At 71.1% G+C, this 21425-nt stretch carries 22 protein-coding genes; 7 read left to right on the plus strand and 15 right to left on the minus strand.

Translation table 11 applies throughout. The annotated features are described in order from the left end of the window. The first annotated feature begins 5 nt into the window (after positions 1-5). The 5 genes from AB0K03_RS28210 to AB0K03_RS28230 all read left to right on the plus strand — a co-directional run bounded on the left by AB0K03_RS28210 (position 6) and on the right by AB0K03_RS28230 (position 6444). Positions 6-1361, plus strand: a complete 1356-nt coding sequence (locus AB0K03_RS28210) for a hypothetical protein (protein ID WP_364690555.1) — start codon at positions 6-8, stop codon at positions 1359-1361. 77 nt (positions 1362-1438) lie between these two features. Further along, complete coding sequence (locus AB0K03_RS28215) at positions 1439-4081, plus strand: FtsK/SpoIIIE domain-containing protein (RefSeq protein WP_364690558.1); 2643 nt, start codon at positions 1439-1441, stop codon at positions 4079-4081. After that, positions 4068-4805, plus strand: coding sequence for a hypothetical protein (locus tag AB0K03_RS28220; RefSeq protein ID WP_364690561.1), 738 nt, complete (start codon positions 4068-4070; stop codon positions 4803-4805). The genes AB0K03_RS28215 and AB0K03_RS28220 overlap by 14 nt, the downstream gene beginning before the upstream one ends. Before the next feature lie 14 nt (positions 4806-4819). Continuing rightward, positions 4820-5665 (plus strand): ABC transporter ATP-binding protein, encoded by an 846-nt coding sequence (locus AB0K03_RS28225; RefSeq protein ID WP_364690564.1) that lies wholly within the window; start codon positions 4820-4822, stop codon positions 5663-5665. Then, on the plus strand, positions 5662-6444 hold the full coding sequence (locus AB0K03_RS28230) for an ABC transporter permease (protein ID WP_364690567.1): 783 nt from the start codon (positions 5662-5664) through the stop codon (positions 6442-6444). Before AB0K03_RS28225 ends, AB0K03_RS28230 begins: the two co-directional genes overlap by 4 nt. Before the next feature lie 3 nt (positions 6445-6447). Here the strand turns inward: AB0K03_RS28230 and AB0K03_RS28235 are convergent, their stop codons facing one another. Further along, positions 6448-7302, minus strand: coding sequence for a 3-hydroxyacyl-CoA dehydrogenase family protein (locus AB0K03_RS28235; RefSeq protein ID WP_364690570.1), 855 nt, complete (start codon positions 7300-7302; stop codon positions 6448-6450). A 195-nt stretch (positions 7303-7497) separates the two neighbouring features. Here AB0K03_RS28235 and AB0K03_RS28240 point away from each other — a divergent pair, with 195 nt between their 5' ends. Beyond that, a complete protein-coding gene (locus AB0K03_RS28240) occupies positions 7498-7854 on the plus strand; it encodes a hypothetical protein (RefSeq protein ID WP_364690573.1) in 357 nt (118 codons plus the stop codon). Here the strand turns inward: AB0K03_RS28240 and murA are convergent. Next, positions 7851-9137: a UDP-N-acetylglucosamine 1-carboxyvinyltransferase gene (gene murA / locus AB0K03_RS28245; protein ID WP_364690576.1), complete on the minus strand. Its 1287-nt coding sequence runs from the start codon at positions 9135-9137 to the stop codon at positions 7851-7853. The two genes, AB0K03_RS28240 and murA, sit on opposite strands and share 4 nt — an antisense overlap. Before the next feature lie 332 nt (positions 9138-9469). Between murA and AB0K03_RS28250 the strand changes: the two genes are divergently transcribed. Continuing rightward, positions 9470-10048, plus strand: coding sequence for a cob(I)yrinic acid a,c-diamide adenosyltransferase (locus tag AB0K03_RS28250; RefSeq protein WP_364690578.1), 579 nt, complete (start codon positions 9470-9472; stop codon positions 10046-10048). Between the two features lie 138 nt (positions 10049-10186). Here the strand turns inward: AB0K03_RS28250 and AB0K03_RS28255 are convergent, their stop codons facing one another. The 13 genes from AB0K03_RS28255 to glyA all read right to left on the minus strand — a co-directional run bounded on the left by AB0K03_RS28255 (position 10187) and on the right by glyA (position 21398). Beyond that, positions 10187-10654 (minus strand): DUF2550 domain-containing protein, encoded by a 468-nt coding sequence (locus AB0K03_RS28255; protein WP_364690581.1) that lies wholly within the window; start codon positions 10652-10654, stop codon positions 10187-10189. 9 nt (positions 10655-10663) lie between these two features. After that, complete coding sequence (locus AB0K03_RS28260) at positions 10664-10945, minus strand: F0F1 ATP synthase subunit epsilon (RefSeq protein WP_364690584.1); 282 nt, start codon at positions 10943-10945, stop codon at positions 10664-10666. 139 nt (positions 10946-11084) lie between these two features. Next, positions 11085-12137: an LCP family protein gene (locus AB0K03_RS28265; RefSeq protein WP_364690716.1), complete on the minus strand. Its 1053-nt coding sequence runs from the start codon at positions 12135-12137 to the stop codon at positions 11085-11087. A 435-nt stretch (positions 12138-12572) separates the two neighbouring features. Beyond that, positions 12573-14018: a F0F1 ATP synthase subunit beta gene (atpD, locus tag AB0K03_RS28270; RefSeq protein WP_364690587.1), complete on the minus strand. Its 1446-nt coding sequence runs from the start codon at positions 14016-14018 to the stop codon at positions 12573-12575. Then, complete coding sequence (locus tag AB0K03_RS28275) at positions 14015-14944, minus strand: F0F1 ATP synthase subunit gamma (RefSeq protein WP_364690590.1); 930 nt, start codon at positions 14942-14944, stop codon at positions 14015-14017. The genes atpD and AB0K03_RS28275 overlap by 4 nt, the downstream gene beginning before the upstream one ends. 3 nt (positions 14945-14947) lie before the next feature. Continuing rightward, positions 14948-16597, minus strand: coding sequence for a F0F1 ATP synthase subunit alpha (atpA, locus tag AB0K03_RS28280; protein ID WP_364690593.1), 1650 nt, complete (start codon positions 16595-16597; stop codon positions 14948-14950). 80 nt (positions 16598-16677) lie between these two features. Next, positions 16678-17499 (minus strand): F0F1 ATP synthase subunit delta, encoded by an 822-nt coding sequence (locus AB0K03_RS28285; protein WP_364690719.1) that lies wholly within the window; start codon positions 17497-17499, stop codon positions 16678-16680. Further along, the gene (locus AB0K03_RS28290; protein WP_364690596.1) at positions 17496-18053 is read right to left on the minus strand and encodes a F0F1 ATP synthase subunit B; all 558 of its coding nucleotides are present in this window, start codon (positions 18051-18053) and stop codon (positions 17496-17498) included. The genes AB0K03_RS28285 and AB0K03_RS28290 overlap by 4 nt, the downstream gene beginning before the upstream one ends. Positions 18054-18077: 24 nt before the next feature. Then, positions 18078-18320, minus strand: coding sequence for an ATP synthase F0 subunit C (locus AB0K03_RS28295; RefSeq protein WP_364690599.1), 243 nt, complete (start codon positions 18318-18320; stop codon positions 18078-18080). A gap of 70 nt (positions 18321-18390) precedes the next feature. Beyond that, complete coding sequence (gene atpB, locus AB0K03_RS28300; RefSeq protein ID WP_364690602.1) at positions 18391-19179, minus strand: F0F1 ATP synthase subunit A; 789 nt, start codon at positions 19177-19179, stop codon at positions 18391-18393. A gap of 15 nt (positions 19180-19194) precedes the next feature. Further along, positions 19195-19356, minus strand: a complete 162-nt coding sequence (locus AB0K03_RS28305; RefSeq protein WP_364690605.1) for a hypothetical protein — start codon at positions 19354-19356, stop codon at positions 19195-19197. Between the two features lie 282 nt (positions 19357-19638). Continuing rightward, positions 19639-20112 carry a hypothetical protein gene (locus tag AB0K03_RS28310; RefSeq protein ID WP_364690608.1) on the minus strand — a complete coding sequence of 158 codons (474 nt, stop codon included), beginning with the start codon at positions 20110-20112 and terminating at the stop codon, positions 19639-19641. Beyond that, a complete protein-coding gene (gene glyA, locus AB0K03_RS28315; RefSeq protein WP_364690611.1) occupies positions 20109-21398 on the minus strand; it encodes a serine hydroxymethyltransferase in 1290 nt (429 codons plus the stop codon). Before glyA ends, AB0K03_RS28310 begins: the two co-directional genes overlap by 4 nt. Positions 21399-21425: the final 27 nt, after the last annotated feature.

A 21425-nucleotide genomic window follows, 5' to 3' on the forward strand; every position in this document is an offset into this window, starting at 1 on the left:
CTGCGGTGCCCGCGATCGCCGTACCCGCCTTCGCCCTGACCTGGTGGCTGGGTTGCTACCTGGTGGGGCGTGACCCGGCCCGCGTCGTGCTGTGGCGGGCGGCGGGGGCGCTGGCGGCGTACGCGCTGGCCGTCGCCGCGTGGACGGTCGCGCCGGGCTCCCCCGCCGCGCGGGTGCTGCTGTGCGTGCCCGCGCTGTGCTGGGCGGGGGTGGCGACGGCCCTGTTGCCGCGCGAGGCGCCCGAGCGGCGGCAGGTGAACCGCGGCTGGGTGTTCGTCTCCGCGCTGTTCCTGGTGCTCGCCGCCGTGCTGCCCGGCGTCGGCAAGCTGGTCGCGCTGGCGCCGCTCGCCGGGGCGACGGTCCTCCTGCTGCGCTACCGCGACAAGGTCCGCCCGGGGCCGCTGCCGGTCGCGCTCACGGCCGCCGCCGGCCTGTACGCGCTCGGCCTGGTGGTGCTGCTCGCGCCGGTCGACGCCGGATCCCCGGAGCTGGTGCTCGCCACCGTGGGCCTCGACCTGCTCCTGCTCGGCTATCTCGTGGCGGTGCACGACGCGGCGGAGGCCGGCGAGCGGTTGCTGCCCGACCTGCGCCGCTCGCTGGTCGCCGCGGTGGTGGCCGTCCTGCTCTGCGGTGGCCCGGCCGCGCTGACCATGCTCGCCGCCCCGCACCTGCGGGTGGTGGTCGTGCTGCAGTTCGTGCTGGTCGCGATGGTGATGGGCGGGGTGGGGCTGGCCGGACTGCTCGGCGCGGGCCTGGACCGGATCGCGTTCCTGCAGGACGAACGGTTGCGCGCGGACCGGTCGGCGCTGCTGGTGGCCGCCGAGGCGCTGCCCCGGCGCCCGGAGCGGCACCGGATGATCGCGCTCAGCGAGGAGGAGTTCCGGCAGCTGACCCGCCGCGCCCTCGAGGACTTCGCCGACGTGGGACGGCTGCTGCGCAACCCGCTGGTCGACCTGCCGGCCGTGGACCGGCGGCTGCTCGCGCGCGGGGCCGGCGTCCCGGATCAGCCGCTGGCCCGGGTCGCCGAGCTGCGGGCCGTGCTGGCCGAGCAGGTGACCCGGCTCAAGCCCGCCGGCTCGTTCGGCACCACGGACGAGTGGCGGTTCTACAACGCCCTGCACTACTGCTGCGTGCTGGGGCTGCGGCCGTACGACCGGGCGCCGCAGGCGGAGGGCCTGGATCGCGACGCCCGCCAGGCGCTCGACTGGTTCCGTCGCTTCGTCCCCAGTCGCAGCCTGCAGCGTTGGAAGGGCGAGGGCGCGGATCTGGTGGCAGCGCGGCTGTGGCGCGATCTGGTCAGCGCCGATCCCCGCTGGCTGTCCCGCTCGGGCGCCGCGAAGCCACCCACCGGCGGGCGATGAACCCGACACACCGCCCAAGAGGTCGATTAAACGGCCAAGGTGGTTAAAATCGCCCAACGTGGACAACGGGGGGTGGAGTGGGTCACCGCAACGCACTGGTCGCCGTCGTCCGGCAGGAGCTGGCCGAGGCGCGCGGCACCGCCCGGGCCGTGCTGGCCGCCGCCGAGTCCGCCCGCAACGAGGCGCAGCGCCGCAGGCGGCTGATCCGGGACGCGTACTCGACCTGCCTCGCCCAGCTCGCCGAAGCACGCGAGACCGCCCGGCAGGACATTCTGCGCCGTACCCGCGCCGAGGCGGCCACGCTCACCCGTAACGTCGAGTCCCTGGCCGCGCTGAGCGCCCCGGGCGCCGCCGGCACGTCGTGGCGCTACTGGACGCCCACCGAGCCCGACCGGGTGGGGCGGCCCGGCCTGCTGCGGATCGGGACGGTCGCGTACGAGGCCGGCGAGGAGAAGACCAAGCTGCCGGCGCTGGTGCCGTTCCTCGACCACGCCCACATCAACATCCTGGGCGACCAGCCCGCCACGGACGGGGTCGTCTCCGGGCTGCTGCTGCGCGCGCTGGGCACCACCCGCCCCGGCGACGTCCGCCTCAGCGTGTACGACCCCGAGGAGCTCGGCGGCACGCTGGCGGGCTTCGCGCCGCTGGGCAACGCCGGGCTGCTGTCGTTCGTGACCCCGGGCGGGCTCGGCGCGGCTCTGGACGAGCTGGTCGAGCACATCTGCCGGGTCAACGAGACCGTGCTGGCCGGCGAGTACCTGTCCCTGGCCGAGCTGACGGCCGCCACCACCGGCCCGCGGCCCGAGCCGTGGCGGGTGGTGGTGCTGCTGTTCGACCCCGCCCGCGCCGGCGACCTGACCGACGCCCAGCGGGCCCAGCTCCACCGGATCGTGCGGACCGGCGTCGCTTGCGGCGTACACCTGGTGGTCCGGGGGTTGGAGCTGGCGCCACACCCGACGGTGGAGCGGGTCGCCGTGCGCGGCCAGTCCGCGGCCTGCGACACCACGGGCGAGCTGACCGTCACGCTCGACACCCCGCCACCGCCGGAACGGATCACGGCCTTCTGCCGCAGCACCGCCGAGCGGTTGCGCCAGGGCCCGCCCCCGGCGAGCTTCGCCGACCTGCAGCCCTCGGAGATCTGGACCGAGTCCTCCGCGAACGGCCTGCTCGCGCCCATCGGCGACAGCACCGACGGCACCCTGATCGAGGTGCCGCTGGGCGACGATCCGCCGCACGCGCTGATCGGCGGGCCGTCCGGCTCGGGCAAGACCAACCTGATCTACGCGTGGATCGGCTCGCTGGCGAGCCGGTACGGCCCCGACGAGCTCGCGCTCTACCTGCTGGACTTCAAGGAGGGCGTGTCCTTCGCCCGGTTCGCGCCGGGCCCGCGGGACCCGAGCTGGCTGCCGCAGGTCCGGCTGGCCGGGATCAACGTCAACGGCGACCGCGAGTTCGGCCTGGCGATGCTGCGCCACCTCGGCGAGGAGCTGCGGGCCCGGGCCCAGGCCGCCAAACGGTACGAGGCCACGAAGCTGGCCGAGCTGCGCGCGGAGGACCCGGACGGGCACTGGCCCCGGATCGTGGCCGTGATCGACGAGTTCCAGGTGCTGCTGGCCGGCCGCGACGCGCTCGCCGAGGAGGCGGTGACGCTGCTGGAGGACCTCGCCCGGCGCGGCCGCTCGCAGGGCATCCACCTGGTGCTCGCCTCGCAGGACGTCTCCGGCATCGAGGCGCTGTGGGGCCGCTCGGGCCTGATCGGGCAGTTCACGCTGCGGATCGCGCTGCCCAAGGCGCGCCGGATCCTCGCCGACACCAACCTGGCCGCCGCCGTCATCCCGCGCTTCCACGCCGTCGTCAACGCCGACTCGGGCGTGGCCGGCGCCAACCACGTCGTCCGGTTGCCCGACGCCGGCGACCGATCCGCGTGGCGGATGCTGCAGCACAAGCTCTGGCGGGCCCGTACGGACAGCTGCACGCCGCCGCGCCTGTTCGACGGCGACGCTGTGCCGCGGCTGCCCGACATGTACCGGCCCGCGGGGCGGGTGCCCGACGCGACCGCGGACGTGGGCTCGTCCCCCGGCGCGGTGCTGGGCGAGCGGATCGACGTCTCCGCCCGTCCCGCCCGGCTGCGGCTGGGCCGGATGCCGGGGCGCAACCTGGCGGTGCTCGGCACCCGTACGGACGAGGCCTGCGACGTGCTCGCCGCCGCCGCGCTGTCCCTGGCGGCGCAGGGCCCGGCCCGGTTCAGCATCACCTGCCTGGACCCGGGGGCGGAACGGGCCGCCGCGCGGCTGATGGCCGAACTGCCCCAGGCCGACTGGTACGGGCCCGAGGACCTCGACGACCTCTTCGCCGCGTTCACGCCGAACGGCATCCCGCACTACGTGCTCGGGTACGCGTGGGACGCGGCGGGCCCGGCGTACCGGGAACGGCTGCGCGCGCTGCTCGCCGACGGCCCGGAGCAGCGGCTGCACGTGCTGGGCTGGTGGCGCTCGGTGGCCCGGCTCCGCGACGACCTCGGTGGCATCGGCGCCCGGCTGGACACGATCGGGGCCTGGGTCGCCCTCGACGTGCAGGGCCCCGAGCTGAGCCCGCTCTCCCCGCAACCCGGCGGTCCCGTCTGGTACCCGCGCCGGCGCCGCGCGCTGTTCTTCGACCGCTCCGTGCACCGCCATCCGGAAGTGATCATCCCGTACGAGGTGAACAGTGACCACACGTGACCGCGACTACCAGCTGATGATGGCCGCGCTCGCCGACGTGGCGCGGCGGCGGAACGCCGAGCTGGAGAACGCCGAGCAGGCCTACCAGACCAGCGCCGCCCAGGCCGCGGGTGAGCTCGCGCGGGCCGAGGGCGACGCGGCGGACGCCGATCGCTGGGCCGGTGCCGCGGCCGCCCAGGTGCTCGACGTGGACCGCGAGGCGGCCCGCCTCTGGGACCAGCTGCGCCGGGCCCGGGGCATGCGCGTCCGGGCCCTGGGCGAAGTGCCGGAGCCGGCGGCGGTCGAGGCACTGCCCCGCGTGGCGCTGGAGCGCGGCCCCGGCTCCGGCGCGCCGGTTCCCGCACCGCGGCAGTCGGCGCGTACGCTGCTCGCCCGCGCCGCGGAACGCATCGACGTGACGGCCCGTCCGGCCGAGCGCCGCTCCCTGCCCCGCTGGGCCCTGCCGCTGCTGCCGCTGGTGGGCGCGCTGGTCGCCGGGCTCACCGGGCTGACCGCCGCGGGCCTGGTCACGGTCGGGGATTCGGCGGCCACCGGCGGTACGGTGTTCCGCGGCCTCGGCTGGCTGGCGTTCCTGGTCGCCCCGTCGGCGGGCGTACCGGTGGCTGCCCTGTTCTCGCACCGCCGCCTGAACGCGCGGCTCGACATCGGCGGCATCGGGCTGACGCTGATGGGCGGCATGCTGGCGGCCACCCTGCTCTCGGTGACCTTCGCCGCCAGCCGCTGAGCTAAGTTGCCTCCATGAGCGACGGGGCGGCGATCGAAGTCAGGGGCCTGCGCAAGGTCTACGGCGGCATCCCCGCGGTGGACGGTGTGGACCTCACGGTGCCCGCCGGTGAGATCTTCGCGCTGCTCGGCCCGAACGGCGCGGGCAAGACCACCACCGTCGAGATCCTCGAGGGCTACCGCAAGCGCGACGGCGGCGACGTCAGCGTCCTCGGCGTGGACCCGGTCGCCGCGGACGCCGCCTGGCGCTCCCGCGTCGGCATCGTGCTGCAGGGTACGGGCGAGTTCGACGAGCTGACCGTCGGCGAGGTGGTGAGCCACTTCGCCCGCTTCTACCCGTCGCCCGACGATCCCGCCGCGGTGATCGAGCGGGTGGGTCTCACGAAGAAGATCCGCGCCCGCACACACACCCTCTCCGGCGGCCAGAAGCGGCGGCTCGACGTGGCGCTCGGCATCATCGGCCGGCCGCAGCTGCTCTTCCTCGACGAGCCGACCACCGGCTTCGACCCGGAGGCGCGGCGCGAGTTCTGGGAGCTGATCCGCGACCTGGCCGGCGGCGGCACCACGATCGTGCTGACCACGCACTATCTGGAGGAGGCCGAGGCGCTGGCCGACCGGGTCGGCGTGATCGCCGGCGGCCGGCTCATCGCCGTCGACACCCCCCGCGACCTCGGCGACCGCGACTCCGCACCGGCGACCGTCTCCTGGCGTACGCCGGAAGGGGCGTGGGAAAGCGCCCGCAGCGCGACGCCGACGGCGCTGGTGGCCGACCTGGCCTCGCGCTACGGCGGCGAGGTCCCCGGCCTGACGGTGACCCGCCCAACCCTGGAAGACGTCTACCTGGAGATGATCTCCGCATGAAGCTGGGCCTGAGGCAGGGCGTGCTGGAGATCCGGCAGTTTCTGCGCAGCCGGGAGCAGGTCGTGTTCACGCTGGCATTCCCGGCGATCATGATCCTGGTGTTCGGCTCGATCTTCAAAGGCGACATCGGCGGCGGGGTGAAGTTCACCCAGTACTTCGTCACCGGCATGATCGCGACCGGGCTGATGACCGCCGGCTTCCAGGCGCTGGCGATCCAGATCCCGATGGAACGCGACCGTGGCGTGCTCAAGCGCCTGCTCGGCACGCCGATGCCCCGCTGGGTCTACTTCGCCGGCAAGGTGCTGATGGTGGCGTTCATCGCGGTGCTGGAGACGGTCATCCTGCTCGCGGTCGCCACGCTGCTCTTCGGGCTCGACCTGCCGGACACGGCCGGCCGGTGGCTGACGTTCCTGTGGGTCTCCGCGCTGGGCATCACGGCGTGCACGCTGTGCGGGGTGGCGTTCTCGTCGCTCGCGCGTACGGGCCGCAGCGCCCCGGCCGTGGTCACCCCGGTCGCGCTGATCCTGCAGTTCATCTCCGGGGTGTTCTTCGTCTTCACGAGCCTGCCCGGCTGGATGCAGAACCTGGCGTCGGTGTTCCCGCTCAAGTGGATGTGCCAGGGGCTGCGCGCGGTGTTCCTGCCGGCCTCCTTCGGTGCGCAGGAGCCCGGTGGCTCGTACGACCTGCCGAAGGTGGCGCTCGTGCTGGGGGTGTGGTGCCTGGTGGCCCTCGTGCTGTGCCTGACCACGTTCCGATGGACCACCAGGCGCGACGGGTAGCGGCTACACCTCGTACGTGTAGAAGCCCTTGCCGGTCTTGCGGCCGAGATCGCCGGCGGTGACCATGCGCTGCAGCAGCTCCGGCGGGAAGAACTTCTCGTCCGCGGTGTCGCGGTAGATGTTGCCGGCGGCGTTGAGCATCACGTCGAGGCCGGTGAGGTCGATCGTGGCGAGCGGGCCCATGGCGTGGCCGAAGCCGAGCTTCATCACCGTGTCCAGGTCGGCCGCCGAGACGACACCCGACTCGACCAGCTTGATCGCCTCGACCAGCAGCGCGGAGAACAGCCGGTTGGAGACGAAGCCGGCCACGTCGCGCTTCACCTCGACGCAGGTCTTGCCGACCTCCTCGGCGAAGTTGCGCGCGGTCGCGAGCGTCTCGTCGGACGTCTGGTAGCCGCGGACCAGCTCGACCAGCTTCATCATCGGCACCGGCGAGAAGAAGTGGATGCCGACGACCGACTCCGGCCGCTCGGTCACCGCCGCGATCTGCGTGATCGGGATGGCCGACGTGTTCGTGCCCAGCACCGCGCCCGGCTTGCAGATCTTGTCCAGCGCCCGGAAGACCTCGTGCTTCGCCTCGACCTTCTCGAAGATGGCCTCGACGACGACATCGGCGTCGGCGGCCGCATCGAGCTCGGTGGTCGTGGTGATCCGCCCGACCGCGGCGTCGGCGTCCTCCTGCGTGATCTTGCCCTTGGTGGCGAAGCGCCCCAGGGAGTCCCTGATCGCCGAGACGCCCCGCTGCAGCGAGGCCTCGTCCAGGTCCCGCATGGTGACCTGCCATCCGGCCTGAGCCGCCACCTGGGCGATACCGGAACCCATCAAGCCGGAGCCGATGACCGCAAGCCGACCCGCCATGTGTGCCTCTCCTTCTCCCGAGCCCACCTTCGGCATGCCCTCCTGGCCCTCGCTTCGCTCGGTGCAGTCGTTCATGCCAGTACCGCTCACCTTTGAGCCGTGGCCTCAGCCTAGCGGGCGCGCTTAACGAAGGCTCAGGCCCTCTATCGGGGCAAATCCGAGGAAAAGGCCGCTCGGCGGTGCCAGACTGTGCCCATGCCACCAAGCGACGGCTGGTACCTCCTCGGGCCCTTCATCGCCGTGGCTCTGGTCGGCTTCCTCGCGGCCGTCTTCTGGCACATGGGCCTGCAATGGACGAGGACCAGCGACGACCCGCTGCGCGACCTGTACGAGGGCCTCGGCATCTTCGAATGCGGCGACGACTACGGCCTGCTCTGCCCGGCGGCGGTCACCGACGACCCGGGAATCGCGCGGGAGATCCGTACGCTGCTGCGCACGGCCGGGATCCGCTCCACCTCGGCGACCCGGCCGGACGGGCGCCTGGTGGTGCTGGTGTTCCCCGAGGAGGCCGAGGAGGCCCGCCGGCTGGTCGGCGGCTCCCCGGCCCTCTAGAAGTCGTACGTCGGCTCCGTGACGACCGCGCGCTCCACGTCCACGCCGAGCTTCGCCAGGTCCGACACGAAGTCCGGGTAGCCGCGGTCGATGTGGTGCACCTCGCCCACCTCGGTGATGCCGTCCGCGCACAGCCCCGCGATCACCAGACCGGCGCCGGCCCGGATGTCGGTCGCCCGGACCGGCGCGCCCGACAGCCGCTCCCGGCCGTTCGTCACGGCGTGATGCCCATCGGTACGGATGTCCGCGCCGAGCCGCACCATCTCGTTCACGAACATGAACCGGCCGTCGAAGATGTTCTCGGTGATCAGCGACGAGCCCGAGCTCACCGCCGCCAGCCCCAGCGCCATCGGCAGCAGGTCCGTCGCGAAACCCGGGTACGGCAGCGTCACGATGTCGACGGCCTTCGGGCGGTCGTCCATCCGTACGCGGAACAGGTTGTCGCCCGGCTCCACGACGGCGCCCGCCGAGACCAGCTTGTCCAGCGCGATCTCCAGATACTCCGGCCGTACGCCGTGCACCGTGACGTCCCCACGGGTCATCGCCGTCGCGAACGCCCACGTGCCGCCGACGATCCGGTCGCCGACCGTGGCGTGCCGCACCGGCTTGAGCTCGTCGACCCCCTCGATCGTCAGCGTCGACGTGCCGGCGCCGTCGATGCGCGCCCCCATCTCGGTCAGCATCTGGCAGATGTCGACGATCTCCGGCTCCCGTGCCGCGTTGTCGATCTCCGTCACACCCCGGGCCAGCACCGCGGCCATCAGGATGTTCTCGGTCGCGCCGACGCTCGGGAAGTCCAGCCAGATCTTGCCGCCGCGCAGCCCTCGCGGGGCCGAGGCGATGACGAACCCGTGCTCGCCGGAGATGTCCGCACCCAGCCGCGCCAGGCCGGACACGTGCATGTCCAGTCCCCGCGACCCGATCATGTCGCCCCCGGGCAGCGCGACGCGCACGTATCCCCGGCGCGCCAGCAGCGGCCCCAGCACACAGATCGAGGCCCGCAGCCGCCGTACGAGGTCGTAGTCGGCCTCGCTGCCCGGCTCGGCCGGCACGTCGATGACGGCCTCCCCGCCGTCGAACGACACCTCGCACCCCAGCCGGCGCAGCACCTCACCCATGATCGCGACATCGGTGATCCGGGGGACGTTCGCCACGACGCTGCGCCCCTCGGCCAGCAACGCGACCGCCATCAGCTTGAGTGCGGAATTCTTGGCGCCGCCCACGGTGACATCACCGGAAAGCCGCGCCCCGCCCTTCACCCGAATCACATCCACGCGGGCCATCGTATGGGGCGCGCCGGGTCATCCCGCCACGGCGGGGGTCCCGGGCACGCCAGGCGTGGCCGGGAAGGGCCCGGCACGGCGGCGGCTGCGCCCGGGCCGCGAGCCCCCGGACCGCCTTCCTGGCCGCTTCCCCGGCCGCGCCCCAGACCGCTTCCCCGCCCGCGCCCCCGGACGGCTTCCGTGGCCGTGCGCCGGACCGCTTCCCCGCCCGCGCCCCCGGACGGCTTCCGTGGCCGTGCGCCGGACCGCTCTCTTGGTCGCGCGCCCCCGGCCGCCTTCCTGGCGGGGCCGGGGCGGGTCGCTGTCGGGCCGGGCTCCGTAGGGTGGGGTCCATGGCCGTGCATCTCACCCGCATCTACACCCGCACCGGCGACGCCGGATCCACCCGCCTCGGCAACAACGAGGTGGCCGCGAAGACCGACCCCCGCATCGTCGCGTACGCCGACGTCGACGAGTGCAACGCGGCGCTGGGCGTGGCCCTCGCGCTCGGCGGCCTGGCGCCCGACGTCAGGAGCGTGCTCACCGCCGTGCAGAACGACCTGTTCGACGTGGGCGCGGACCTGTGCAACCCGCTCACGGAGGACCCGCCGTACCCGCCGCTGCGCATCAAGGAGGCGTACGTGACGCGCCTCGAGGGCTGGTGTGACGAGTACAACGAGCAGCTGCCGGAGCTGGACTCCTTCATCCTGCCGGGCGGCACCCCCGGGGCGGCGCTGCTGCACGTGGCCCGCACGGTGGCGCGGCGCGCGGAACGCTCGGCGTGGGCACTGATGGAAGAGGACCCGGCGCGGACCGGCCCGCTGCCGGCGAAGTACCTGAACCGCCTGTCGGACCTGCTGTTCATCCTGGCCCGTACGGCCAACGGCGCGGCCGGCGACGTGAAGTGGGTCCCCGGCGGCACCGCGTCCTGACCGGACCCGGGAAGCGGGCCCGCGCAAACGAAAGCGGGACCGTGCGGGCGGAGCGGGACCGTGGAGCAGAACGCGGACCGACAGATCGCCGAAGCCGCACAGGTCGTCGAAGCTGCCCGGTGGCTCGGTCGCGGCGGGTCAGTTCTCGGCCGGGCGCGGGGTGATGACCGTGCGGGGGCCGACGCTGCCCGGCTGCCCGGGCGGCGCCGCCTCCAGCCAGGACAGGAAACCGGTCACTGTCGACTCGGCCATGGCGATCTCGATGGCCGCGCCGGCCTGGCGGCAGAGGATGATCACCCAGTGGCCCGGCATGGTGAGGCGTTCGGGGCCTTCCGGGAGGCGGCGGCACTCGACGGCGAGGGCTCTGCGGTCGAGGACGCGTTTGGGGCGGAAGGCGAAGCTGAACATGCGGTGGAAGCGCAGCTCGTCGCCGACGAACTGGCCGATGCCGGTGGACCAGCCGCGGCCCGGGACGAGCGTGCTGACCCGGACCTGGACGCGAATGGTTCCGCCGCCGGCCATGAGCAGCCGGCGGCGGAGGAAGATCGCGAGGAGGACGAGCAGGAGCGCGGCGAGGCAGATTCCGACGATCTCCAGAATCCGCATCGCGGGGCGTCAGCGGGCGTCGGGAGTGGCGGGGGAAGCGCTCTCGGCGAGGACGGTCACGCCGTCCGCGTCGACCGAGAGGAAGCCACCGGTGACGTCGTAGGTGAGCTGCTCGCCGCCGGCCAGCTTGACCCGGACCTGGGACGGCTCCTTCAGCAGGCCGAGGAGCGGCGAGTGGCCGGGCAGGACGCCGAGCTCGCCTTCGGTGGTGCGCGCGACGACCATCTCGGCGTCGCCGGACCAGACCCTCTCCTCGACGGCGACGACCTGGACGTGCAGCTGCTTGGCCACGCTGTCTCCCTGTAAAAGCCCGCGGAACGCTGGTAGAGCCGGTAAAACCTGTAAAGCCTGAAGACGTGCTGCGTGAAGTCTAATCGGCCGGGTGACACCCCGTTGCCTGGGGTGGCGAGCGCCACTGCGAGTGACCGCGTCAGAGCTTCTGGAGGAAGTCCGGGTTGCTGACGAGGAAGGACGAGATGGTGTCGTCGTTCACGGAGGCGAAGAAGTCGTCGGCGCTCGGGTCGAGCCCTTCACCGATGTAGTCCCGGCCGTTGAACAACGACTTGCCCGGCAGTTTGACGAGCGTCATGTCGTCGGAGCGCAGATTGCGCAGGGCCAGGCCCCAGTCGACCACGTTGTGCCCGTTGCCGTCGAAGATGAGGGCGTCGCCGGCCGCGCGCAGCACCTGGTCGAGCTTGATGGGGTTGGTCACCACGTTCTTGCTGAGCGCCTGCTCGGCCATGGCCTTGATGAACTGCTGCTGGTGCCGCTGGCGGTCGTAGTCGCTGCGGGGCAGGCCGTACCGCTGCCGGACGTAGTCGAGCGCCTGCCAGCCCTTGAGGTGGTAGGTGCCCTTCTTGTACTGCGCCTGCGGGCCGATGTACGGGTGCGCGCAGCTGTTGTCGGCGCATTCGGGACGGCGCGGCCGCGGCTTGCCGTCGGGCTGCAGGTGCTCGGACTTCACGTTCTGGTCGATCGTCATGGTGACGCCGCCCATGGCGTCGACGATGTCCTTGAAGCCGTTGAAGTTGATGATCGCGCCGGCGTTGAACTTCTTGATGCCGGTGAGCTTGCCGACGGTCTTGGCGAGCAGGTCGAAGCCCTGCGCCACGTCGTGCTTGCCGTCGCCGATGCTGCTGCCGTACGACATGGCGGCGTTGATCTTCGAGGTGCCGCCCTGGAAGCCGGTCTTGGGGAAGGGCGGGATCTCCACGCGCAGGTCTCGCGGGATGGAGAACATGTACGCCTGCTTCAGCCCCTTGGGGATGTGCACGACGATGATCGAGTCGGAGAGCGGCGCGGTCGTCGCGTCGCGCGGGTCGATGCCGACGAGCAGGATGTTGACGGGGCCCTTGATGTCGGTGACCGACTCCTTGGTGGCGCCGGACGCGGCGTTGCCGAAGAGGTCCTTGGTCTCCACGGCGCCCGCATACCGGGACACGAGCACCTGACTCGTGATCAGCACGCCGCCGCTGACGACCATCAGCACGCAGCCGAAGATCGCGCAGAGGCGCGCCCACAGAGGCGACCGCCGCCCGGTCTTCGCTTTCCCACTCTTCGCCACTAGCTCCCCAACCGCCGTCGATGGGTTGATCCGCGATCAAAGGAGCCATGATCGCAGGGCCGCGCCGCCAGCTCTGTCAAGAATATCCGAACAACACAAGAAACTTTCGGGTCCGGTTATCCCGGTACTGCGCAGTCAAACGGACATAACGGTCCACAGGACACGCGTGGGGCGCGCCTCGACCAGGCCGCTCACCTGCGGTAGTCGCCATGAGACCCCTGCGACAACGCCTGTGAGCCGTCCGACCGGTCGAAAGGATAGACCCGCCACACAAGGCCCCGACCATGCGGTGGGCGTACACAAGAAGCCGCGCCGACGATGAACGTCGGCGCGGCCCCTGGGAATGCCGGTGGATCAGCCCTTCATGAGCTCGTGCGCGTTGCGCTCGAGGTCCTCGAGGCCACCGCACATGAAGAAGGCCTGCTCCGGGAACGAGTCGTACTCGCCCTCGCTGATCTTCTTGAACGCCTCGATGGTCTCCTTGAGCGGGACCGTCGAGCCGGGAACGCCGGTGAACTGCTCGGCGGCGTACGTGTTCTGCGAGAGGAAGCGCTCGATGCGGCGGGCCCGCTGCACCGTCACCTTGTCCTCCTCGGATAGCTCGTCCATGCCGAGGATGGCGATGATGTCCTGCAGGTCCTTGTACTTCTGCAGGATTCGCTGCACCTCACGGGCGACCGCGTAGTGCTCGGCGCCGACGAACTCCGGCGCCAGGATCCGCGAGCTGGAGGCCAGCGGGTCCACGGCGGGGTAGATGCCCTTGTCGGAGATCGACCGCTCGAGGTTCGTGGTCGCGTCCAGGTGGGCGAACGTGGTCGCCGGCGCCGGGTCGGTGTAGTCGTCGGCGGGCACGTAGATCGCCTGCAGCGAGGTGATCGCCTTGCCGCGGACGGAGGTGATGCGCTCCTGCAGCTCGCCCATCTCGTCGGCCAGCGTGGGCTGGTAACCCACGGCGGACGGCATACGGCCGAGCAGAGTGGACACCTCGGAGCCGGCCTGGGTGAACCGGAAGATGTTGTCGATGAAGAGCAGCACCTCCTGGTTCTGGACGTCCCGGAAGTACTCCGCCATGGTCAGGGCGGTCAGGGCGACGCGCAGGCGGGTGCCCGGCGGCTCGTCCATCTGGCCGAAGACCAGCGCGGTCTTGTCGAGCACGCCACCCTCGTCCATCTCGAGGATGAGGTCGTTGCCCTCGCGGGTGCGCTCACCCACGCCGGCGAACACCGACGTACCGCCGAAGTTACGGGCGACGCGGATGATCATCTCCTGGATGAGCACCGTCTTGCCCACGCCCGCGCCGCCGAACAGGCCGATCTTGCCACCGCGCACGTACGGCGCGAGCAGGTCGAGCACCTTGATGCCGGTCTCCAGCATCTCGGTCTTCGGCTCGAGCTGCGCGAACGCCGGGGGCTTGCGGTGGATCGGCCAGCGCTCGGTGACCTGCAGCGTCTTCGGGTCGGCGTTGAGCACCTCGCCGAGGGCGTTGAACACGTGGCCCTTGGTCACGTCGCCGACGGGCACCGAGATCGGCGCGCCGGTGTCGGTGACCTCGGCGCCCCGGATCAGGCCGTCGGTCGGCTGCATCGAGATCGCCCGGATCACGTTGTCGCCCAGGTGCTGGGCGACCTCGAGGGTGAGCGTCTTGGTGCCCTCGGAGAGGGTCACGTCGACGTGCAGGGCGTTGAAGATCTCGGGCATGGCGTCCCGCGGGAACTCGGCGTCGACGACCGGGCCGATGACCCGGACGACGCGGCCGACGCCGGTCTCCGTCTTGGTGGGCTCAGCTACTGCAGTCATCACACATCACTTCCCGACGTGGACAGCGCCTCGACGCCGCCGACGATTTCACTGATTTCCTGGGTGATCGAAGCCTGCCGCGCGGAGTTCATCTCGCGCGTATACCGCTTGAGCAGGTCGTCCGCGTTGTCGGAGGCGCTCTTCATCGCCCGGCGCCGCGACGCCGACTCGCTGGCCGCCGACTCCAGCAACGCCGCGTAGATCCGCGTGTTGAGGTACTTCGGCAGCAGCGCCTCGAGCAGTTCCTCGGCCTCGGGCTCGAACTCGTACGCCGCGCGCAGCCCCGGCTCGCGCTCCCTCTCCTCGACCTGCATCGGCGCCAGGAAGCGCGCCTGCGGGGTCTGGGTCATGAGCGACTTGAACTGGGTGCTGACGATGTGCAGCTCGTCCACGCCCTGGATGCCGTCCGGACCGTGGTGGTCGTCCGCGTCGTCCGCGCCGGCGACGAACGCCTCCAGCAGCGACTCCCCGATGTGGCGGGCGTCCTCGAAGGACGGCCGCTCCGAGAAGCCGGTCCAGCTGGCGGCGATCGGCCGGTTACGGAACCGGTAGTAGCCGACGCCCTTGCGGCCGACGACGTACAGCGCGACGTCCTTGCCGTCCGCCCGCAGCCGCGAGATCAGCTGCTCGCAGGTGCGGATGGCGTTGGCGTTGTAGGCGCCGGCCAGGCCGCGGTCGCTGGTGATCAGCAGGACGCCCGCGCGCCGCACCCGCTCACGCGGCTGCAGCAGCGGGTTGTCGATCGAGGCGTTCGAGGCCAGCGCCGTCAGCACCCGCGTGATCGCCTCCGCGTACGGCTTGGAGGCGGCGACCCGCTCCTGCGCCTTGGCGATGCGGCTCGTGGCGACGAGCTCCTGCGCCTTCGCGATCTTCTTGGTCGACCGGACGGTGCGGATGCGCCGCCGGAGGGCCTGTACCTGACCGGCCATGGCTCAGCTCTCGTCCGACGAGCCGCGAACCTCGCGGGTCACGGTCTCGCGGCTCTCGGTGCCCTCGGCGAGCGGCTCGGCCGGGGTGTCCCGCGGCCCGCCGGTGGTCTCACCGCGCTTGAACAGGTCCTTGAACTCGTCGACCCCGCTCTGCAGCGCCTCGACCTGGTCGTCGCCGAGCAGGCCGGTGGACGCGATCGCGGTGAAGGCGTCGCTGCGGTTGCGCTTGATCCAGTCCAGGAACTCGGTCTCGAACCGGCGCACGTCGCCGACCGGGATGTCGTCGAGCTGGCCTGTGGTGCCGGCCCAGATGACCACGACCTCCTCGGCCACCGACAGCGGCGAGTACTGCGGCTGCTTCAGCAGCTCGACCAGGCGCGCGCCGCGCTCCAGCTGGGCCCGCGAGGCCTTGTCCAGGTCGGAGGCGAAGGCCGAGAAGGCCTCCAGCTCGCGGAACTGGGCCAGGTCGAGGCGGAGCCGGCCGGAGACCGAACGCATCGCCTTGACCTGCGCGGAGCCGCCGACGCGGGACACCGAGGTGCCGACGTTGATGGCCGGGCGCACACCGGACGCGAACAGGTCACCCTCGAGGAAGATCTGACCGTCGGTGATGGAGATGACGTTGGTCGGGATGTAGGCCGAGATGTCGTTGGCCTTCGTCTCGATGAGCGGCAGGCCGGTCATCGAACCGCCGCCGAGCTCGTCGGAGAGCTTCGCGCAGCGCTCCAGCAGCCGGCTGTGCAGGTAGAAGACGTCGCCCGGGTACGCCTCGCGGCCCGGCGGGCGGCGCAGCAGCAGCGACACGGCGCGGTACGCCTCGGCCTGCTTGGTCAGGTCGTCGAAGACGATCAGGACGTGCTTGCCGTTGTACATCCAGTGCTGGCCGATGGACGAGCCGGTGTACGGCGCGATGTACTTGAAGCCGGCCGGGTCGGACGCCGGGGAGGCCACGATGGTCGTGTACTCCAGCGCGCCCTGGGCCTCGAGCGTGCCCCGGATGCTGGCGATGGTGGACGCCTTCTGGCCGACCGCGACGTAGATGCAGCGCACCTGCTTCTTCGGGTCGCCGGACTCCCAGTTGGCGCGCTGGTTGATGATCGTGTCGAGCGCGACCGTGGTCTTGCCGGTCTTGCGGTCGCCGATGATCAGCTGGCGCTGGCCGCGGCCGATCGGCGTCATGGCGTCGATCGCCTTGATGCCGGTCTGCAGCGGCTCCTTGACGGGCTGGCGCGCCATGACGTTCGGCGCCTGCAGCTCCAGCTCGCGGAAGCCCTCGTTGGCGATCTCGCCGCGGTCGTCGATCGGGTTGCCCAGGGCGTCGACCACGCGGCCGAGGTAGGCGTCGCCGACCGGGACCGAGAGGACACGGCCGGTCCGCTTGACCTGCTGGCCCTCCTCGATGCCGGCGAAGTCACCCAGGACCACGACGCCGATCTCGCGGACGTCGAGGTTCAGGGCGACACCCAGCGTGCCGTCCGCGAACTCGAGCAGTTCGTTCGCCATCGTCGAGGGCAGACCCTCGACGTGCGCGATGCCGTCGCCCGCATCGGAGACGATGCCGACCTCCTCACGGGAGACCTCGGGCGTGTAGGACGAGACGTAGCGCTCTAGCGCCCCCCGGATCTCGTCCGAGGAGATGGTCAGCTCGGCCATCCTCTGCCTTCTCTAGTCGGCTCGGGGCGTCGCCGCGCCCGAGGGCTTTCGGTAGCGTCGCCGCCGCCGAGGGGAAGTAGTTATTTAGCGAACGCCTGCCGGGCTTCGTTGAGTCGCCGCAGGATCGTGCCGTCGTAGAGGTCGGAGCCGACACGGACGCTGAGGCCCCCGATGATGCTCGGGTTCACATCGACCTTCAGCGACATCTGCCGACCGTAGATGTCGGACAACTTGGTGGCGAGCCGCTGCTCCTCGGCGTCGGTGAGCACCTTGGCCGCCGTCACGTACGCGACCTCGCGGTCACGCTTGGCGGCGGTCAGCTCGACCAGCTTGGTGAGCGAGCTCTCGAAGCCCCGGCCACCGAGACCCTCGAGGGCGACCAGGACCAGCTGGACCGTCGTCGCCTGGGCCTTGCCCTTGAGCAGGTCCCTCGCCAGCTTAGCCCGCCGCTCGACCGGCGCACCGGGGTCACCCAGAGTGACGGCCAGCTGAGGACTGCCGGAAACGACCTGCCCGAAGCGGAACAGCTCGTCCTCGACCTCGGCCAGCACGCCGGCCTTGTCGGCCGCGGCCAGCACGGTGTCGACACCCAGGCGCTCGGTCGCGTCCAGCAGCTCGTTCGGCGCCGACCACCGGCCGGAGACCAGGGTCTCCAGCGCGTCGACCGTGGCCGCGCCGACCTTGCCGGTCAGCAGCGACCGCACCAGACCGGCCCGCTCCGCGCCTGCGCGTGAGGGGTCGGTCAGCGCCCGGCGCAGCCGCGGCTCGCCGCGCAGCAGCCGCGCCACCGACAGGATCTCGTCGGCGGTGCCGGCCAGCTGCGCGGCGGTCGCCGTCTGCGTGCCCGCGGTCAGCTTCTCCGCGGCGGCCGCGTACGACTCGCGGTTGGCGGTCGCCATCAGCGACCGCCCGCCGCGCCGGCGCCGAGCTCGTTGATGAACCGGTCGACAGTGCCCCGGTTGCGGGCCTCGTCGGCGAGCGACTCACCGACGATCCGGCTGGCCAGGTCCACCGCGAGCGTGCCGACCTCGGAGCGCAGGTCGCGCACGATGCTCTCGCGCTGGGCGGCGAGCTGGTCGCGACCGGCCGCGATGATGCGGTCGGACTCCTCCCGGGCCTTGGCGAGGACGTCCTGGCGGATGCCCTCGGCGTCGGCACGGGCCTCGTCACGGATGCGCGCGGCCTCGGTACGGGCCTCGGCGAGCTGGGCCCGGTACTGCTCGAGCAGTCCGTTCGCCTCGGCCTGGGCGGCCTCGGCGCGCTTGATGCCGCCCTCGATCGCGTCCACCCGCGCCCGGAACGTCTTCTCCATCTGCGGGAAGACGAACTTCATCAGCACGAAACAGAGCACGGCGAACGCCACCGTGCCGACCACGATCTCCTGCCACACAGGAATGATCGGGTTGTGCTCGGACGCGCCCTCTTCGGTCGCAGCAGCCAAGATAGTGGTGATCATGACACCTCCCAACGAGGCCGAGAATTACTGAATCGGGCCCTGCCAGATGAAGCCGAACGCGATGCCCAGCAGAGCGAGCGCCTCGATGACGGCGAAGCCGATCCAGACGTACGGGAGGGTCAGGCGCGACGACTCCGGCTGACGGGCCGTCGACTGGATGTAGGCCGAGAAGACGAGACCCACGCCGATGCCGGGGCCGATCGCGGCGAGGCCGTAGCCGATGGCGGCGGTGCTGCCCTCAACGGCGGCAAGAACGTCTGCAACCATTACAGATTCCTCCTGGTATCTCGCGTGACTGTCACGCGGGACGACAAACGGGGTATTGCTCCGACAGCTCTCAGTGCTCGTCGGCGAGCGCGCCCTGCACGTAGCTCGCGGTCAGCACCGTGAAGACGTACGCCTGCAGGCAGATGACCAGGAACTCGAGCAGCGTGAGCGCGATGGTCATGAGCCACGAGACGATCGAGAAGGGCGCGAACCACACGTTCGCGTTGATCATCGCGAACCCGCCCAGCGTGAACACCAGCAGCAGCATGTGGCCGGCGAACATGTTGGCGAAGAGTCGGACCGCCAGGGAGAACGGGCGGACCAGGAAGTTCGAGAAGAACTCGATCGGGATCAGCAGCGGCAGGATGAACCACGGCGCCGGCGGGATCAGCGCGGTCTTGAAGTACTTGACGAAGCCGTGGTGCCGGATGCCGACGATGATGAACATGAAGTAGCTGATGATCGCCAGGAACGCCGGGAAGGCGATGTGCGAGTTGGGCGAGATCTGCACCAACGGCACGATGCCCCAGAAGTTGTTCAGGATGATGAACAGGAAGAGCGTCGTGAGGTACGGCGCGAACGCCACGCCCTTCGGCCCGATCATCTCGACTGCGATGTTGTTGCGCACGAAGCCGTACGCGCTCTCGGCCAGCCACTGCTTCTTCGTGGGCACGAGCTGCGGCTTCCGGTACGCGACCAGGAAGAAGAGGATGATGAGCGCAACGGTCAGCCAGACCAGGAACGTGATCTTGGTGAACCAGTAGGAGTCGTGCGCGCCCCACGGCAGGATGCTGGGCAGGTAGAAGTCCTCGACGCTGGGCGGGAACTCCGCTGCGAGGACCGTGGACTGACCGATCACCGTAGCCCTTTCCTGTCAGGCGCCGAGCCGGCGCACGATGAGGTAGACGCCACCGCCGATACCGACGACCGCGCCGATGCCGGCGAAGATGCCGTTGGTACCGACCCAGTGGTCGACCAGCCAGCCGATCCCACCCCAGACCAACATGCCCGCGAGAAGATAGGTGAGCGCGGTCATGCCCATCCCGGTGTCGGGAGGAGGCGGGCCGTCGTCACCGGGGGATTCGTGGGGAGGTTTCTGACCGGCCATGACGGCAAGAAAGATATCAGTCGGAAACACGAAGCTAAGCGGGACCCCCCGCACAACCGCAGTTGTCCAGGCGTCGGGGGTCTCGCAACTAGCCAGACACGGTACTCCCCCTCCGCCAGAACCGGACACCATTGCCGCCTATCCGTCACCGGTTCGTGGATCGAGACCCACCGAACCCCTTCTGACGAGGCGAAATGCGGGTGCCGAAGATCACCGTCGACGGCCGGCGAGGCGTGCCACCCACCAGACCTGCACGGCCGTCCAACCCATGACACCCGCGACGACGCCCCAGCCGAGCGCCGTCCGGCCCGGCCATTCCGAGGAGATCACAAATGCCATGATCACGCCGAGCAACGAGTACTTCACCACGTACGTGATCATCCCGAGCGGCATGATCAGCGCCGGGCGTACCGTGTCCGCCCAGGCCAGCACGAGCGTCGACATCGTGTAGCTGACCGTCACGATCGCGATGCCGGCGGCGGCGCCGACGGCCGCGGGCCCGCCGCTGGTGAGATAGCCCACCGAGGCGGCACACATCATCAGCGCGAACGAGAACGCCGTGAGCAGCGGCAGGTGCTCGACCCGCCAGCGCGGGTCGGCCGGCAGCGGCGGCAGGTCCGGCAGCGGCCGCGCGTCGTCCTCGTCGTCCAGATCGGGCGACGTGACATGCGGCTCCGTGCTCATGTGAGGACCTCTGCAATCGGGTACGCCGGGAAGCGCCGGACAAGCGCACCGACTTCCTCGGCCGCGTCCCGCAGACTACCCGCGCCGGCGACGGTCGCCGGATCCGCTCGGACGGCGGCGGCGATGAGCCCGGCGATCTGCCGCATCTCCCCCTCCCGCATGCCCTGAGTGGTGACGCACGGCGAGCCGACGCGGATGCCCGACGCGGTCGTCGGCTTCTCCGGGTCGTACGGGATCGCGTTCTTGTTCAGCGTGATGTGGGCCCGATCGCAGCGCTCCTCCGCCTCGCGCCCGCTGACGCCGGCGTCGCGCAGGTCGACGAGGGCGAGGTGGGTGTCCGTGCCGCCGGAGACGGGACGCATGCCCTCGGCGGCCAGCCCCGCGGCCAGCGCCTGGCTGTTGCGCACGACCTGCTGGGCGTACCCCTGGAAGCCGGGCGACGACGCCTCCCGCAGCGCGACCGCCTTCGCGGCGACGACGTGCATCAGCGGTCCGCCCTGGGTGAACGGGAACACGGCCTTGTCGATGCGGGCGGCGAGGTTCTCACGGCACAGGATCATGCCGCCGCGCGGGCCGCGCAGCACCTTGTGCGTCGTGCACGACACCACGTCGGCGTACGGCACCGGCGACGGCACGGCCCGGCCGGCGACCAGGCCGATGAAGTGCGCGGCGTCGACCATGAGGTACGCGCCCACTTCGTCGGCGATGTCGCGGAAGGCCCGGAAGTCGATGAGCCTCGGGTACGCGGTGGCGCCGCACACGATCAGCTTGGGGTGGTGCGCCTGGGCGAGGTCGCGCACCTCGTCGTAGTCGATGAGCTCGGTGTCGCGCCGTACGCGGTAGCCGACGGTGTGGAACCACTTCCCAGAGAAGTTGACCTTGCTGCCGTGGGTGAGGTGGCCGCCGTGCGGCAGGTCCATGGCGAGCACGGTGTCGCCGGGCTGCACGAGCGCGGCGTACGCGGCCATGTTCGCCGCCGACCCGGAATGCGGTTGCACGTTGGCGTGCTCGGCGCCGAACAGGTCCTTCGCGCGCTCGACGGCCAGCTCCTCGGCCCGGTCGACCTCCGCACACCCGCCGTAGTAGCGCCGCCCGGGGTAGCCCTCGGCGTACTTGTTCGTGAGCGTGGAACCCAGCGCCGCGAGCACGGCCGGCGACGTGAAGTTCTCGCTCGCGATGAGCTGGAGGCCGCCGCGCTGGCGCTCGAGCTCACCCGCGACGACCTCGGCGATCTCGGGGTCCTCGCGCCGCAGCGCGGAGAAGTCCGGCCCCCAGAACGTGTCCATGGCGCGCTCCCTCACCTCGGCGTCGTC

The organism is Actinoplanes sp. NPDC049316, assembly GCF_040677315.1.
Classification (GTDB): domain Bacteria; phylum Actinomycetota; class Actinomycetes; order Mycobacteriales; family Micromonosporaceae; genus Actinoplanes.

What these genes read in the sequence shown, in the direction of transcription:
- AB0K03_RS28225 (WP_364690564.1), top strand. Translation starts at nt 4,820, where the DNA reads ATGAGCGACGGGGCGGCGATCGAAGTCAGGGGCCTGCGCAAGGTCTAC.
- AB0K03_RS28230 (WP_364690567.1), top strand. Translation starts at nt 5,662, where the DNA reads ATGAAGCTGGGCCTGAGGCAGGGCGTGCTGGAGATCCGGCAGTTTCTG.
- AB0K03_RS28235 (WP_364690570.1), bottom strand. Translation starts at nt 7,302, where the DNA reads ATGGCGGGTCGGCTTGCGGTCATCGGCTCCGGCTTGATGGGTTCCGGT.
- AB0K03_RS28240 (WP_364690573.1), top strand. Translation starts at nt 7,498, where the DNA reads ATGCCACCAAGCGACGGCTGGTACCTCCTCGGGCCCTTCATCGCCGTG.
- murA (WP_364690576.1), bottom strand. Translation starts at nt 9,137, where the DNA reads ATGGCCCGCGTGGATGTGATTCGGGTGAAGGGCGGGGCGCGGCTTTCC.
- AB0K03_RS28250 (WP_364690578.1), top strand. Translation starts at nt 9,470, where the DNA reads ATGGCCGTGCATCTCACCCGCATCTACACCCGCACCGGCGACGCCGGA.
- AB0K03_RS28255 (WP_364690581.1), bottom strand. Translation starts at nt 10,654, where the DNA reads ATGCGGATTCTGGAGATCGTCGGAATCTGCCTCGCCGCGCTCCTGCTC.
- AB0K03_RS28265 (WP_364690716.1), bottom strand. Translation starts at nt 12,137, where the DNA reads ATGGTCGTCAGCGGCGGCGTGCTGATCACGAGTCAGGTGCTCGTGTCC.
- AB0K03_RS28275 (WP_364690590.1), bottom strand. Translation starts at nt 14,944, where the DNA reads ATGGCCGGTCAGGTACAGGCCCTCCGGCGGCGCATCCGCACCGTCCGG.
- atpA (WP_364690593.1), bottom strand. Translation starts at nt 16,597, where the DNA reads ATGGCCGAGCTGACCATCTCCTCGGACGAGATCCGGGGGGCGCTAGAG.
- AB0K03_RS28290 (WP_364690596.1), bottom strand. Translation starts at nt 18,053, where the DNA reads ATGATCACCACTATCTTGGCTGCTGCGACCGAAGAGGGCGCGTCCGAG.
- AB0K03_RS28295 (WP_364690599.1), bottom strand. Translation starts at nt 18,320, where the DNA reads ATGGTTGCAGACGTTCTTGCCGCCGTTGAGGGCAGCACCGCCGCCATC.
- AB0K03_RS28305 (WP_364690605.1), bottom strand. Translation starts at nt 19,356, where the DNA reads ATGACCGCGCTCACCTATCTTCTCGCGGGCATGTTGGTCTGGGGTGGG.
- AB0K03_RS28310 (WP_364690608.1), bottom strand. Translation starts at nt 20,112, where the DNA reads ATGAGCACGGAGCCGCATGTCACGTCGCCCGATCTGGACGACGAGGAC.
- glyA (WP_364690611.1), bottom strand. Translation starts at nt 21,398, where the DNA reads ATGGACACGTTCTGGGGGCCGGACTTCTCCGCGCTGCGGCGCGAGGAC.